9 protein-coding genes are annotated in these 15,526 nt (G+C 40.9%); 5 read left to right on the plus strand and 4 right to left on the minus strand.

Annotated features, from left to right (window positions below; all coding sequences use genetic code 11):
* The first annotated feature begins 792 nt into the window (after positions 1-792).
* From ACMX3D_RS13460 to ACMX3D_RS13470, 3 genes are all read left to right on the plus strand, one after another.
* Complete coding sequence (locus ACMX3D_RS13460) at positions 793-2,184, plus strand: response regulator (RefSeq protein ID WP_482751902.1); 1,392 nt, start codon at positions 793-795, stop codon at positions 2,182-2,184.
* Positions 2,185-2,298: 114 nt separating this feature from the next.
* Complete coding sequence (locus tag ACMX3D_RS13465; protein ID WP_482751903.1) at positions 2,299-3,279, plus strand: aldo/keto reductase; 981 nt, start codon at positions 2,299-2,301, stop codon at positions 3,277-3,279.
* 206 nt (positions 3,280-3,485) lie between these two features.
* Entirely contained in the window at positions 3,486-4,517 is a 1,032-nt protein-coding gene (locus ACMX3D_RS13470; RefSeq protein WP_482751904.1) for an aldo/keto reductase, read from the plus strand.
* A 133-nt stretch (positions 4,518-4,650) separates the two neighbouring features.
* On the opposite strand, the gene ACMX3D_RS13475 is transcribed toward ACMX3D_RS13470, so the two are convergent.
* The 3 genes from ACMX3D_RS13475 to ACMX3D_RS13485 form a co-directional block, all read right to left on the minus strand.
* Positions 4,651-6,624: a DUF3352 domain-containing protein gene (locus ACMX3D_RS13475; protein WP_482751905.1), complete on the minus strand. Its 1,974-nt coding sequence runs from the start codon at positions 6,622-6,624 to the stop codon at positions 4,651-4,653.
* A 366-nt stretch (positions 6,625-6,990) separates the two neighbouring features.
* Positions 6,991-8,943 carry a glycine oxidase ThiO gene (thiO, locus tag ACMX3D_RS13480; protein ID WP_482751906.1) on the minus strand — a complete coding sequence of 651 codons (1,953 nt, stop codon included), beginning with the start codon at positions 8,941-8,943 and terminating at the stop codon, positions 6,991-6,993.
* A 169-nt stretch (positions 8,944-9,112) separates the two neighbouring features.
* Positions 9,113-9,571, minus strand: a complete 459-nt coding sequence (locus tag ACMX3D_RS13485; RefSeq protein ID WP_482751907.1) for a hypothetical protein — start codon at positions 9,569-9,571, stop codon at positions 9,113-9,115.
* Between the two features lie 458 nt (positions 9,572-10,029).
* Here ACMX3D_RS13485 and cimA point away from each other — a divergent pair, with 458 nt between their 5' ends.
* Positions 10,030-11,685, plus strand: coding sequence for a citramalate synthase (cimA, locus tag ACMX3D_RS13490; protein ID WP_482751908.1), 1,656 nt, complete (start codon positions 10,030-10,032; stop codon positions 11,683-11,685).
* 175 nt (positions 11,686-11,860) lie between these two features.
* Here the strand turns inward: cimA and ACMX3D_RS13495 are convergent, their stop codons facing one another.
* On the minus strand, positions 11,861-12,157 hold the full coding sequence (locus ACMX3D_RS13495; RefSeq protein WP_482751909.1) for a hypothetical protein: 297 nt from the start codon (positions 12,155-12,157) through the stop codon (positions 11,861-11,863).
* A gap of 204 nt (positions 12,158-12,361) precedes the next feature.
* Between ACMX3D_RS13495 and ACMX3D_RS13500 the strand changes: the two genes are divergently transcribed.
* Positions 12,362-15,427, plus strand: a complete 3,066-nt coding sequence (locus tag ACMX3D_RS13500; protein ID WP_482751910.1) for a CHAT domain-containing tetratricopeptide repeat protein — start codon at positions 12,362-12,364, stop codon at positions 15,425-15,427.
* Positions 15,428-15,526 lie beyond the last annotated feature (99 nt).

Raw genomic sequence — 15,526 nt, forward strand, 5'->3', positions numbered from 1 at the left:
TTCATTTAACTATTAAACAAATACTTTTCATCAATTTCTCTATACATTTAATAAATTTTTCATCAAGTTCCGGTTGAGAAATCAAAAATTTACGAAGAGTTCATGTTCCTGACCAGAACGAAACTACGAGAATTTATGTAGGGCAAACATAGAATATAATAAGTATGAAAATTTGCCTACATAAAATTTTAAAGATTTCGTGTGGAATCTCTCACTTTTGTCCCAAACAAAAGTGTTGATTCACCCAAGTTCACAGTAGTGAAACCCTTGAAGCTGGCATTTTCCTCTAATACTGAGTTGAAAAAGTAAAATTTTCACATTTTCTTCATTTTGCTAGGATTTACCAGAAATAACTTATCTATCTTTTAGGCGAGGTATCTTTTCTATTCTGAATCTAGCGTGACTGGGAAATCCCATCTCACAAAAAACTTGAGATTTTTTGATTTGGCAATTTTTTCAGGTTTGTTTGTGCTTGATACTCCTTGAGATAATTTTTAATGTATATACTTCGTGAAGCCGCCACTCCGACCTCTGGCTGGGTAGAAATACCAGCCTCAACAACCATTTGTCAGACATGGTAATGACACTTATTTCATGGAGATTACCTTTTGTCGAAGTAGCTCATCCAGTTCAGTAAGTGAGGCGATGATTTCCATCACTTTTAATATAGATTTATATTCTTCTTGTAGAAAATAATTTTCTTGGAGACATATTAAAACTAATAAAGTACAACATAAGTAAGAATCCAAATTTACATAAATTCTGTATAATCTCCTAAAACAATTTTTAAAGATGCATAATTTCGGTACATTTACAGTTTTACGTCCTCAAAGTTTATTAAAACAACTATCTAATGGTGTTGACACTACTTGTTTGCAAGCTTTTAGTAACTTAGTTACTTGGTCTATTTATATAGAACAGGGAACAATAACCTACGCTACCAACTCCGTCGAACCCTTTGATAGGCTGGAACGTCATCTGCGCCGTCTCAACTTGTTGCATAGTGCAACCCGCGTGCAATTACGCATGACGTTTGAACAAGAGTTATCAAATCAACTTATTTCTGATAGCAGCGATTTATCCAGTCAACCTGCTGATTATCAAGCAATTAATTGGTTAATAAACGAAGGTTATCTGGATAATGCCCAAGCCACAATTTTGATTCAAGAATTGGTAAAAGAAGTGATTGAATCATTTTTGTTAATTAAAGTAGGGACTTATGCATTAAGTGATGCACGGCAAACAGTAACAAAAATCTGTCGGTTGGATGTAGAAAAAACTTTAGAAATTTGCCAAATTCAATTACAAAATTGGCAGTCTTTTGCCCCACAAATTTCTTCACCTTATCAGCGTCCATATTTGTTAATTAACAGTAAAATCCACAGCAAAAATTTACCGCAACTACCTCCAGAATTAACTAATTGGATGAAGGGTTTTAGCCTGCGTCATCTGGCTGTAATCTTGAATCAAGATGAAATGCAACTGGCGCAAAATTTATACCCTTATATTGTTCAAGGTGGGGTGATTATGCATGAACCAGACCCGCCATTTGATCTGTTACCGAAGTATACGCCAGCAGGCTCAGTATCTTCTCGATATATAACACCATTACTCAACAGACAATTCATTGATACGGTAGTAGAACCCAGTAACCGTAATGCTCAACCAGAAACGGCTCTGGCTGTAGAAGATTTTAACCTTGTAGTGCGATCGCCACAAACTTCACCACCATCAAGACAAAATCTTCAGGAATTAACCATACCAAATACCATAAATTCTGCACCTGAAAGAGTAACGACTACTACTGTAACTGCCAAAAAGACTTATAAAATCATTTCTGTAGATGATAGCCCGACAATTCTGAAAGAAATTAGTCGTTTTTTAGAAAGTGAGAATTTTGCTGTAGTAACGATTGATGATCCGCTAAAAGCTGTTATGTCAATTATTCGCCATAAACCAGACTTAATTTTGTTGGATCTCAACATGGCTGGCATTGATGGCTATGAATTATGTAAGATAATTCGCAATAATTCCATGTTTAAACATACGCCAATTATTTTTGTCACAGGCAATAAAGGAATTGTTGATAAAGTTAAAGCTAAATTAGTCGGAGCATCTGGTTATCTAACTAAACCTTTTACCAGTGCAGAATTGCTGAAATTGGTGTTTATGCACTTGGCTTAAAATCCCTACCTTCACGAGTAAGTTCAGAAATCAAATCAGATTGCTATATGAGACATTCCCGTAGGGTTGTAAGCTGAGAATACAGATGATAGTGAGCTAGTACAACCAGTAACAATGCAAATTAGTCGAGAACTATCCCTATCAACTATGGGTTGCGGCACTTGGGCGTGGGGAAACCAGCTGTTGTGGGGATACAACGAAAGTATGGATGACCAGTTGCAAGCCGTATTTAACTTGTGTGTCAGTAATGGTGTTACCTTATTTGACACAGGCGATTCTTACGGTACTGGCCGATTAAATGGGCGTAGTGAGTTACTTTTAGGACGATTTTCTCAAGAATATCAAGGTTTAAACAAAGACAATATTTGCATTGCCACAAAACTAGCCGCTTATCCTTGGAGGTGGACACGCCAGTCCATGATTAAAGCTTGTCAGTCTTCTGCTAAGCGCTTGGGCAGAAACGTTGATTTGGTACAAATGCACTGGTCAACAGCCAATTATGCACCTTGGCAAGAAAAAGGACTATTAAATGGTTTAGCTGACCTTTACGAACAAGGTTTAGTTAAAGGAGTTGGTCTATCGAATTATGGGCCAAAACGGTTAAAAATGGTGCATCAAAGATTTGCCGAACGAGGTGTTCCCATTTCTACCTTGCAAGTACAGTATTCTTTGTTGTCTACTTATCCGGTAACGCAACTGGGATTAAAAGATGTTTGTGATGAATTGGGCATTAAACTGATTGCTTACAGCCCTTTGGGTTTGGGGATATTAACAGGTAAATATTCAGAAAAAGGGGCATTTCCCAAAGGTATTCGCGGGTTGTTATTTAGACAGTTATTACCAGGAGTGCGATCGCTGTTAGCATCTTTACAAGAAATTGCAGAATCTAGAAATAAAACCATGTCACAGGTAGCCATTAACTGGTGTATCTGTAAAGGTACTATTCCTATTCCCGGTGCAAAATCCCTAGCCCAAGCACAAGATAATATTGGTGCTTTAGGTTGGCAACTCAATGCAACAGAAATAGCAGAGTTGGATAAAGCAGCAGGGAATACAGATAAAGTAATGGTGCAAAATATTTTTCAGACTAAGTAAAAATTTTATAGTGTATCTCGTTTTCAGGGGCTAAAGACTAGGGAAAGTATACCTTTTCCCTTACCTTTACAGAGTAACTTTCTTAACTAAACCGTATTGTAATATACCTCTGTTTCAATACTTTTCTCCTTCAACAGTTAGATGCATCCTACGCTACACAGTGCAAAGCTATGAGGGTGTAATCGTTTGATTTCAAGGATTTAGTTGTGGAGATCAGCAGACGAGATTTACTGAAGATAGCTTCTGCTTCTGGTTTATGTACAGTAGGACTGGCAGCTTCAGCAGGGCTTTCCAGACAAGCTTTAGCCCAAAATCAGCCAACTCAGATTAAAAAAGGCGAAATGATTTACCGACAGTTAGGACGCACTGGGGAAAAAGTATCGGTAATTGGGTTAGGCGGACATCACATTGGCAGACCAAAAGATGAGGAAGAAGGCATTCGGCTGATCCGTGCTGCTATTGATCGTGGTATCAACTTTATGGACAATAGCTGGGACTATCACAATGGCGGGAGTGAAATTCGCATGGGTAAAGCACTCCGGGATGGTTATCGGCAAAAAGTCTTTTTGATGACAAAAATCGATGGTCGCACAAAAGAAGCTGCTGCCAAGCAAATTGATGAATCTTTGAAACGATTACAAAGCGATCGCATAGACTTATTGCAGCATCATGAAATCATCCGCATGGAAGACCCAGACCGGATTTTTGCTCCTGGTGGCGCAATGGAAGCAGTTCTAGAAGCCCAAAAAGCAGGCAAAATTCGCTACATCGGTTTTACTGGCCACAAAGACCCCTTAGTTCACCTCAGAATGCTTGATGTTGCGGCTCAAAACAACTTTCGTTTTGATACGGTACAAATGCCACTTAACGTCATGGATGCTCATTTCCGTAGTTTTGAACGCCAAGTTTTACCCAGACTAGTCAAGGATGACATTGGTGTACTGGGGATGAAATCAATGGGTGATCAAAACATTCTCAAAAGCAATACAGTCAAACCTATTGAATGCTTACACTACGCCATGAATCTACCAACTTCAACGGTGATTACAGGCATTGAAAGCATGAAAATCTTAGACCAAGCTTTAGAAGCAGTACGCACATTTGAACCCATGAGCCAAGAGCAAGTTCAAGAACTGCTAAATCGGACTCGTCAAGCTGCTGCCAAAGGTCAGTATGAACTCTTTAAAACTACTAGTCAATTTGATAGTACAGCTACAAATCCTGAGTGGTTGGGTTGATTTTTAGCAGAATTTAGACGATAACAGGCTCTCTACCTAACTTTGAGAAGAACTAAATGATGTACTTTCTTGTCAGTAAGCCAACGTTTTAGATCCCCCTAAATCCCCCTAAAAAAGGGGGACTTTTATCTTGTCATTCCTCTTTAATTGCGGAATTAACAGGCTTTCTACTAGGAGCTAATACCATTAAGAAATCAAATTGTTCTTTATCTGGTGTGGTAGAACTTGTCGCACTAAAACTGTAAACTGAGCCAACTATTGGTTTCCAAGGACGGAAGTTTTTATCATCAAAGAAAGTGGGTACAAAGCCATAAATCCATGACAAAGTAGACCCACCATTGAGATAGAAATATCCGTAATTGGGACGAGGTAAAGAATTAGTTGCTGTTTTGAAATTGTAAGTCGAAGGTAAGGGAATATAAGGCTGCGGTACTAAATCTTTAATTGCGCCAAACCCAGTTGTAATTACAACAGTATTCTCATCTGTCCAATTGTAAGCCAGCAAGCTTTGTGAGTCATCGCCGCCTACATCCCAACTAGTGACAGTTTGACCTTGAATATTGTGAGTTTTAACTGCTACTTCTCCTGTTGAAAAAGATGTAATCAATTCATCTAACTTCTTCAGAGTAGCTTCAGCGGCGGCTCGATTATTTGTTTCGATAGCCATACCTATGCCTAAATTCAAATTAGGAATTGAGCCTAGTAATCCGCCTTTAGAAGGAAACAAAAAGAAAGCATAATCACCATTCATCCAATTAAGGATGTCTTTTTCTAAATCAAGTTTAGTATTATCAAAAACGAAACTCCGGAGTTGGGTGAGATACTCTTTGAGTTTTGGCTTTGTACTAAGAGCTTCCGTTAAAAGTAGCCATTTCTGATTAAGATTGCGACCAGTGGCAGCAGAATAAGTGGCAGCTGGTAATCTAGACAGTATCGCCTCGTGTTTTTCGCTTTGAAATTCATCTTTTTCTGTTTTCGGAGTTTGGCGATAGGCAGTAGCTTGAAAACGCAATCCTTCTGGTTCTACTGTGAGAAAACCATTAACAGTACCGAAGTTTTTTAATTGCTCAATGTTAATGGCATCACTACCAATAACAGGAAAAGGCAAACTAGGATCTTTGGTGATGTCGTTAATTAAAGGAACAAACGTCACCAAGTTTTCATAAATTGAAAATAAAGACTTAGCATATTGAGGATGCTTGATTGTGTCCTGAAATTGCTGATTTTGCGCGAGCGTTGTATTTCCTTGGGACGCATCAATAATTTGCTCAAGGGGTTTAGCAGTAATGCCGGTGACAATGTAACCTGGTAAAGTAGCGATCGCAATTCCCCGTTGTTTATTCAACCAGTCTGGTTTACCCAAAATCGGCGGTATCGCAACTAAGTCGAGTTTTTGCTGAGAATGAACCTGCTTGAGTTTTGGTATGGGTTTGCTCTGGGGTAACTTATTTGATGCTGGCGGTAATTCTGGTAATTTGAGTTCGGGAACTGATTCCGGTGGAGCAGGTGCTTTGGGTAATTCCGGTAATGGGGTGTTTGATTCCGGTGGAGCAGGTACTTTGGGTAATTCCGGTAATGGGGTGGTTGATTCCGGTGATTCCGGTATAGGTGCTGATTTTGGCTGTTCTGGAGGTTGCACTTCCAAAATAGTAATGCCTTTATACTCCCTGACCTTGACCCGTTTTGGATCGCCATTTTTAAGTATGTCTAAAAAAGGCTGTATGCGTGACTCATCTTTGATGGGAGCCAGCATGACAAAGTTATTATCTATGGTTGCGGTTGTACCTTCAACTTTTGGCAAAAAAGCAAATGCTACTTGATCACCTAACAAAGACTCAATCTCTTTTACATAGTCGAATTTAAAATTTGGTGGTAAATATTTGGATACTGCTGTAAAGGCTCTTTCAAATAAATAAAAACGATTTAAAGATGTCCAAGCTTCTACCTTGGTGTTGACTAAGCCTACTAATGGTGTATCTGCTGGTAAGATATTAGCGATCGCTGGGGTAGTAGGAGTAGTAGATGCAGCAGACTCGCTAGTCTCAGCCGCAGGAGAAGTAACTGCCAAAGCCGATAATAGCGATACTGTAATAATCGGTGAGACCATTTTGAATTTTAGATTTTAGAATTGAAACCTAGCAACTAAATGTATAAGGCATAAAATGCAATTGTGCAGGTTTCTTTTTTATATTTTTATGACTAATAAATAAATAAATTTTCAAAAAAATTAAAATTAATTCGCAAACAATAATTAGTTTTAACAGTTAATAGTCAATAGCCCAAAATCAAGCTTTTTTAGACTATTGACTAAAGAAGTATGAAGTGTAAAAGATGAAGGATAAAAGAAACCCAGTATATGTCTTATCACTACTAGGCGAAAAAATTAAGCTTTTTTCCTCAGTTCAGGTTTCATCCCATTGTAAATAGGATAATTTCACACTTCATACTTCAGACTTCAGCCTTCTTTAACTAATCAAGTATTAATTGTCCCAGTCAAAGGTGAACTGGCACTAGCGTAGGATTTGATGGGCATTCTGCCAGCTAAGTATGCCAAACGACCTGCGACGGTGGCCAAATTCATAGCATAAGCCATTGCTGGGGCATTTTGCGCTAGAGCGATCGCACTATTAATCAACAAGGCATCTGCACCTAATTCCATTGCTTGAGACGCTTCTGAAGGTGAACCTATCCCTGCATCTACAACAACTGGCACATTAGCGTTTTCAATAATGATTTGGATATTGGCTGTGGTTTTTAGCCCTTGTCCTGAACCGATGGGTGATGCTAAAGGCATAACTGTTGCACAGCCAACTTCTTCTAAACGTTTGGCTAACATCGGGTCAGCATTAATATACGGTAATACCGCAAACCCTTCTTTTACCAATTGTTCAGCAGCTTGCAGTGTACCAATCGGATCTGGGAGTAAATATTTTGGATCTGGTATTACTTCTAATTTCACAAAGTTATTATCTTCTTGCCCCAAAAGTTTCGCCATTTCTCTACCTAAACGGGCGACGCGAATTGCTTCTTCGGCAGTTTGACAACCAGCCGTATTCGGCAACATCCAAATTTTTGACCAATCTAATGCTTCCGCTAAACCTTCATGTCCAGGAGTTTTGGTTTGGACTCGGCGTACTGCTACTGTGACAATTTCACAACCACTAGCGATAATGCTTTGTTGCATTTCTGCAATACTGCGATACTTCCCGGTTCCTGTCATCAGGCGAGATTGAAAGGTTTTGCCTGCAATCACGAGTGGGGAGTCAGCCAGTGGGGAAGTAGGGAGTTGGGAGATTGCGCGATCGCCGTTGGTAAAATTAGCAGAGTGAGTGAGCATAGGGGCGGTAGAAGGCTGGGTGTGAAAACGAGAATAGTGGAAATGAGCCAGTAATGAATCAGATTTGTGTTCGCAAATTAAATCAGCAATTAACGCTGCTGTTACAGGCGCTAGTAAAATGCCATTACGATAATGACCTGTAGCCAAAGTTAAGTTTTCACAGTGGCTAGTTCCCAGAATTGGTAATTCATCTGGGGTTGCAGGACGAAAACCCCACCAAAATTCTTGAATGGAATAATCTTGTAATTGTGGATATAAGCGAATAGCTTGCTGAAGTAAAGATTGAATTCCAAGAGGGGTGTTATTCGGGGTAAAACCCACATCTTCGCTGGTCGCACCCAAAATAATCGAACGATTTCGCCTGGGTACAATGTAAATATTTTCGCCAAATAAAACTCTTCTGAGGGGCAATTCCGGTACGAAATCAGGTAATCGAACACTCAGCATTTGCCCTTTACGCGGACTCACAGGCAAAGGTAACAATTGGTTTGACCAAGCACCAGCAGCTAAAACATAGTGACTGGCACGAATTACGCCTGTGTTGGTTTGTACACCTATTACTTGCCCTTGCTGTTGGATTAATCCTTCGACAGTGATGTTTTCTTTGATTTCCACACCGAGGGATTTAGCCGCTGTCCATAGTGCTTGAGCTAATGCCCGATTATCGACTTGAGCATCTTCAGGATACCACCAACCACCAACGACATCATTTCCCAATCTTGGCTGATATTGATGAATGGCTGTTTTATCTAACCAATACGCAGGTGATTCACAAGGTGTAGGAGATTCTGGTCTTTGATATACAGGCGCTAAAATGCCACAAGGCCAATAACCAGTATTTATCCCAGTTAAATCTTCTAGCTTGCGTGTCCATTCTGGGTATAAGGCACGCGATCGCCTGCATAACTTACCCATCATCTCATCTTGGATAATTTCTGCATCTGGTGCTAACATGCCAGCAGCAGCATGGGTAGCAGCAGCCTGGAAATCACGACAAAGCACGGTGACATTTGTCCCGCGCAGTTTGAGTTCGACGGCGATCGCCAAGCCAATAACACCGCCACCAATAATTAAAATGTCACTAGTCATTAGTCATTAGTCATTGGTTATTAGCCATTGATCATTAGTACACAACTACATAACTTATAACTAATAACTTGTAACCAATGACTAGGGATTGGGGAAAGTATGAAGTGTGAAGTATGAAGTATGAAATTTCATCTTTTATGCTTTACAGTCCCCAGTACCCAGTCACTCACTACCACAAAGCTCGAATCGGTGTTCTAACAGACTCGTTATCACTAACGGATGTACCAGTTTCTGTTGATTGTACTTCTCTTGTGGTTGTCTCTGATGTATTGTCAGGAGATGAGAAGGATTCACTAGAAGTGGTATTTTGAGCAACGCTGTTGCGGCGTTCAGTTGTGGTTGTATTTAGGTTTTCTTGGGCAACACTTCTGTTGCTTCTAGTTTCTGTGGTAGTAGTATCTTCCTGGGGAGTGCTGGCTCTGTCTTCACTTAAGCCACGACTACCTCTGCTGGGAGCTGTACTATTAACATTAATATTAGCTGGGAGAACGCGCGATGTTTTGCCGCCGGGAGTATTATTACTGGCAGTTTGTTGTTGTCCACCCATTGGAAAGTTGATGCCTAGCAGTGTACCCAATAAAATTGCCAAGCCTCCACCCATGAGAATAAGCGGTGTCCATCTACCCATATTATTTTGCTCCTTTGTAACCTAACCTTTTAATTTCCAAACTATTCGATAGCCCTGACCCAATAATCCGTAAAATCCTCTATATGACAGGCTCAAAGCAGTTCTATTGTAGGAGAATGGCAAGGAAGCGATCGCTACCTTTGTGACGCTTATTCACAGTCAATACATAACTTTAGCGATCGCGATCGCACCATCACTACCAACTAACTGACTGTTCTTTGCTTTAGCCCCGCCATTTTAGAGATCTATAACCATTTTGCAGCAAAATTTTTCGTAATTTAAACCCAAAATTGTCCATCTACGCCTTAATCTAACTGAACGTGGCGTTGGATGCAGCGCCAGATGCACGTATTTTTTGTACCTTGAACTAGTACTTTGGGCATATTTAAATTACCAAACTGGCTTTTTGTTGTATCTTGGCACATTTCCTCTACCGTTGTCTCGCATGATCTTGTCTTATGACCACAAATCCCTCTCCTCAAATCTGGCTTTATGACACCACACTACGGGATGGCACTCAATGCGAAGGGCTATCAGTGTCTATTGAAGACAAGCTACGCATTGCCAAAAGACTTGACGAATTAGGAATTCCTTTTATTGAAGGTGGTTGGCCTGGTGCTAACCCAAAGGATGTTCAATTTTTCTGGCAACTACAAGAAGATCCGCTCAAACAAGCAGAAATTGTGGCATTTTGTTCTACGCGTCGTCCTCATACCGTAGCTGCGGCTGAACCAATGCTGCAAGCAATTTTAACTGCCGGTTCTCGCTGGGTAACAATTTTCGGCAAATCTTGGGATTTACACGTTACAGAAGGTCTCAAGACAACTTTAGAGGAAAATTTGGCCATGATCCGCGATACTATTGAGTATTTTCGCTCACATGGGCGACGCGTGATCTACGATGCCGAACATTGGTTTGACGGCTACAAAAACAATCGAGATTATGCTTTACAGACATTAGAAGCTGCGATCGCAGCTGGTGCTGAATGGTTAGTTTTATGTGACACAAATGGTGGGACTTTGCCTCACGAAGTCAGCGAAAGTGTGCAAACTGTAACTAGTCATGTGTCACTTGTCATTTGTCAAAATTTAATGACTAATAACCAAGGACAAAGCATAACTCCCCAAATCGGCATCCACACTCATAATGATTGTGATATGGCAGTAGCAAACGCCCTAGCTGCTGTGATGGCTGGGGCAACAATGGTGCAAGGAACAATCAATGGATATGGTGAACGTTGCGGCAATGCCAACCTTTGTTCTTTAATTCCCAACTTACAATTAAAGATGGGTTATAGCTGTATCGCAGAACACCAGCTTACTCAACTCACAGAAGCGAGTCGTTTCATCAGTGAGGTAGTAAATCTTGCACCTGATGAACACGCGCCTTTTGTTGGACGTTCGGCGTTTGCTCATAAAGGTGGGGTGCATGTCTCCGCAGTTGAACGCAATCCTCTCACTTACGAACACATTCAACCCGAACAAGTCGGGAACCGTCGGCGGATAGTAATTTCCGAACAAGCAGGATTAAGCAATGTGTTAGCTAAAGCCCGTACTTTTGGCATTGAATTAGATAAGCAAACACCAGAAGCACGACAAATTCTCCAACGCCTCAAACAATTAGAAAGTCAAGGCTATCAATTTGAAGCTGCCGAAGCAAGTTTTGCGCTGTTAATGTATGAAGCTTTGGGTGCTAGGCAAGAATTCTTTGAAGTGAAAGGGTTTCAAGTTCACTGTGACTTAGTGGAAGGTAAGGAAGCGAGTAGTGCTTTAGCCACGGTGAAAGTCGCCGTCAACGGACAGAATATTTTAGAAGCAGCGGAAGGTAACGGGCCAGTCGCAGCTTTGGATGCAGCCTTACGCAAAGCTTTAGTGAACTTTTATCCCCAACTTGCCGCCTTTGAATTGACCGACTACAAAGTGCGAATTCTCGACGGACACGCAGGTACAGCAGCCAAAACCAGAGCCTTAGTAGAGTCAGGAAATGGCCATCAACGCTGGACGACAGTCGGCGTTTCAACCAATATCTTGGCAGCTTCCTATCAAGCTGTGGTTGAAGGATTGGAATATGGTTTGTTATTACATTCCCAAGCAGAAGCAGCATTGAAAGTTTAATGCTATTGGTGAGAGTAGTCAGATCCCCGACTTCTTGAAAAAGTCAGGGATCTCGTACCTCAACACTCAATACTCAGCACTCAGTTTATTGGCAATCCCAAACAACCCACTATCTCGGTTTACTCATTAGTTGATGGGGAATATCAAGTGCAGCAATTCCGAAATAATAAGCGCCTTATCTCACAAACTTTCCCAGAACTAAAATTTGGCTGTCGAACAAATTTTTCAAAGTGTTGGCTAATCTTGGCTTTTGAGATTTTAAACAACAACATTCTTGTTTGAAATGAGAACTTTCGAGTTCGGAAGGTGAAGTTTCTAGTTTTTTACTCGAATGTTGGAGTTCCAAGGTTGACAGTTCGAGTTCAGAAGGCGAAGTTTCCTGCTTTTTACTTGAATGTTCGAGTTCAAAGGCTGACAGTTCGAGTTCGGAAGGTAAAGTTTCTATCTTTTTACTCGAATGTTCGAGTTCCAAGGGTGAAAGGTGAGGCTTTGAGGTGAAAGTGTCAGGAAATTTTCTGCGTTGGGTGTTGTGGGATGTTGAATTTTCTCACGTAAAGGCGCAGAGACGCAAAGAGGAATGAGAGGGTTTTAGATTTTTATCACAAGTACTTTGCGAAAATTGCTGAATCCGGCATGATTTACTTCATAGCCAAACCGAAAAGCTTGTGATTTGACTGTGAAAAATTTATTCAGCGCGATTAATGCTGCGGCTATCTGTCTTGCACCTTGGATGGTAGCAGGTGCGATGACAACAGGGTTAGTTTTCAGTACACCAGTCACAGGAATAGCACAACAGCAAACTCCAGTGCATTCAGCAGAGGAACAAGCAGCTTTAAAAGAAGCTTTAGAACTGAATGAACAGGTAGTTAAGTTATATCAAGAAGGTAAATACACTACTGCCATCCCTTTAGCAGAACGCGCATTGGCTATTAGAGAAAAGGCATTGGGACAAGAACATTCATTAGTCGCTACTAGCTTGAATAATTTGGCTGGACTGTATCAAGCACAGGGAAAATATCAACAAGCCGAATCATTGTATCAACGCTCCCTGGCTATCAGAGAGAAAGTGCTGGGCAAAGAACATTCATTAGTCGCTACTAGCTTGAATAATTTGGCTGAACTGTACAGAGAACAGGGAAAATATCAACAAGCCGAACCTTTGTTTCAACGCTCCCTGACTATTCAAGAGAAGGTGCTGGGCAAAGAACATCCTGATGTCGCCATTAGTTTGAATAATTTGGCTGAACTGTATAGAGAACAGGGAAAATATCAACAAGCCGAACCTTTGTTTCAACGCTCCCTGACTATTCGAGAGAAGGTGCTGGGCAAAGAACATCCTGATGTCGCTACTAGCTTGAATAATTTGGCTGCACTGTATCGTGTACAGGGAAAATATCAACAAGCCGAACCTTTGTTTCAACGCTCCCTGACTATTCGAGAGAAGGTGCTGGGTCAAGAACATCCTGATGTCGCTACTAGCTTAAATAATTTGGCTGCACTGTATCGTGTACAGGGAAAATATCAACAAGCCGAACCTTTGTTTCAACGCTCTCTGACTATCTATGAGAAGGTGCTAGGTAAGGAACATCCCTCGGTCGCCACTAGCTTGAATAATTTGGCTCTACTGTATCGTGTACAGGGAAAATATCAACAAGCCGAACCTTTGTTTCAACGCTCCCTGGCTATCCGAGAGAAAATGCTGGGCAAAGAACATCCCGATGTCGCCCAAAGCTTGAATAATTTGGCTGAACTGTATGATTCACAGGGAAAATATCAACAAGCCGAACCTTTGTATCAACGCTCCCTGGCTATCACAGAGAAGGTGCTGGGGAATGTTCATCCTGATGTTGCCACTAGCTTGAATAATTTGGCTGGACTTTATCAAGCGCAGGGAAAATATCAACAAGCCGAACCTTTGTATCAACGCTCCCTGGCTATTCGAGAGAAGGTGTTGGGGAATGTTCATCCTGATGTCGCCATTAGCTTGAATAATTTGGCTGCACTGTACCAAGCGCAAGGTGATATCACTCGTGCTATTGATTTCTTAAGGCGTGGGTTAGAAGTAGAAGCACAAAATCTTAATCTAATTTTTGCTGTTGGTTCAGAAAAAAGCAAACAAGATTACATCAGAACTTTTTCAGGGAAAACAGATGCTGCTGTCTCCCTATCTTTACAAGAAGCTCGGAATAATCCAACTGCCGCATCTCTGGCTTTAACTACTGTACTCCGCCGCAAAGGTCTGGTGTTAGATGCCGTAGCTGACAGCATCCAAATACTACGCTCTAAACTCGACAGCAGTCCAGAAACTCAACAATTATTTTCTCAATGGCTGCAAGTACAACAGCAACTTTCAACATTAATCTACTCTCAGCCAGAAAAACAAACCGCTAACCCGAAAGCTCAACTAGAACAACTGGAAGCACAAAGAGAGAAATTAGAAGCAGCAATTAGTAGTCAAAGCTCCGAATTTCGTCAGCAGACACAACCAGTAGAGTTAGCTGCCATTCAAGCCAAGATATCCCAAGATGCAGCTTTGGTAGAAATTGTGCAGTATCAACCATACAATGCCAAAGCTAAGACAGATGCTCAAAAATGGGGTAAACCTCGTTATGCGGTGGCGGTATTACGCTCTAAAGGTGAACCGCATTGGCTTGATTTAGGTGAAGCCGCAGAAATAGATCAATTAGCCATTGATTTTCGTGCAGCTTTAGCCACAGGAAGACCATTTAAAAAACTTTCCCGTACTTTAAATGAGAAATTAATCGCACCCATTCGTCCTTTATTGGGTGATGCCAGCCATATTTTAATTTCACCCGATGGGCAATTAACATTAATTCCTTTTGAAGCATTAAAGGATGAGCAAGATAAATTTTTAATTGAACGTTATGCTTTTTCTTATCTCACCAGTGGGCGGGATTTGTTGCATTTTCAACCAAATGTTAACAATGCTTCTGCACCTGTGGTGCTGGCAGATATTGACTACAACAACCAAACCCAAACTTTAGCCTCTGCTAAAACAAGTAGTTCACGTGGTTTACAAAATCGCCGTTCTGGTGAGTTGGCGACTTTGGAATTTCCACCTTTAGAGAATACGAAAGATGAAGCTGTAGCAATTAAGAAGGTTTTACCTAATGCCAAATTACTGTTAGGTAAAGATGCAACAGAAACGGCTGTTAAACAACTACACAGTCCCAGCATTTTACATTTGGCGACTCACGGTTTTTTTATTACCGATGTGGAACAAAATCTCAACACTTCACCAGATTTAGAATTAATACCACGTCAACCGAAGATTATAGAAGTGGAAAATCCACTGTTGCGTTCTGGTTTGGCGTTGGCTGGTGCAAATAAACGCAATCAAGTCAAAAACGGTAGTGATGATGGTGTGTTGACGGCGTTGGAAGTGGCTGGTTTAGATTTGCGTTCTAATCAATTAGTTGTACTGTCGGCTTGCGACACTGGTAAGGGAGACGTGAAAGTTGGCGATGGTGTTTATGGTTTGCGTCGGGCTTTGGTAATTGCTGGTTCGCAAACTCAAGTTTTAAGTCTGTGGTTGGTGGATGATGAGGCGACAAAGGATTTGATGGTGAAGTATTACCAGAATTTGCAGGCGGGTAAAGGAAGACATGAAGCTTTACGTGCTGCACAGTTAGATTTACTCAATAGTCAAGAATATCAGCATCCACGATTTTGGGCGGCATTTGTTCCTTCTGGTAATTGGACACCTTTGAGTGGCAAGTAGGCAAAAAATAGTGGACTTTAAATCAAAATAGTTCAGTTAACAGCAAAGTATATACGAATGTTGGGTTTCGCTACGCTTCACCCAACCTACGCGGGAATA

This window comes from Anabaena sp. TISTR 8404 (assembly GCF_056847745.1).

What these genes read in the sequence shown, in the direction of transcription:
- thiO (WP_482751906.1), bottom strand. Translation starts at nt 8,943, where the DNA reads ATGACTAGTGACATTTTAATTATTGGTGGCGGTGTTATTGGCTTGGCG.
- ACMX3D_RS13475 (WP_482751905.1), bottom strand. Translation starts at nt 6,624, where the DNA reads ATGGTCTCACCGATTATTACAGTATCGCTATTATCGGCTTTGGCAGTT.
- ACMX3D_RS13465 (WP_482751903.1), top strand. Translation starts at nt 2,299, where the DNA reads ATGCAAATTAGTCGAGAACTATCCCTATCAACTATGGGTTGCGGCACT.
- ACMX3D_RS13460 (WP_482751902.1), top strand. Translation starts at nt 793, where the DNA reads ATGCATAATTTCGGTACATTTACAGTTTTACGTCCTCAAAGTTTATTA.
- ACMX3D_RS13485 (WP_482751907.1), bottom strand. Translation starts at nt 9,571, where the DNA reads ATGGGTAGATGGACACCGCTTATTCTCATGGGTGGAGGCTTGGCAATT.
- cimA (WP_482751908.1), top strand. Translation starts at nt 10,030, where the DNA reads ATGACCACAAATCCCTCTCCTCAAATCTGGCTTTATGACACCACACTA.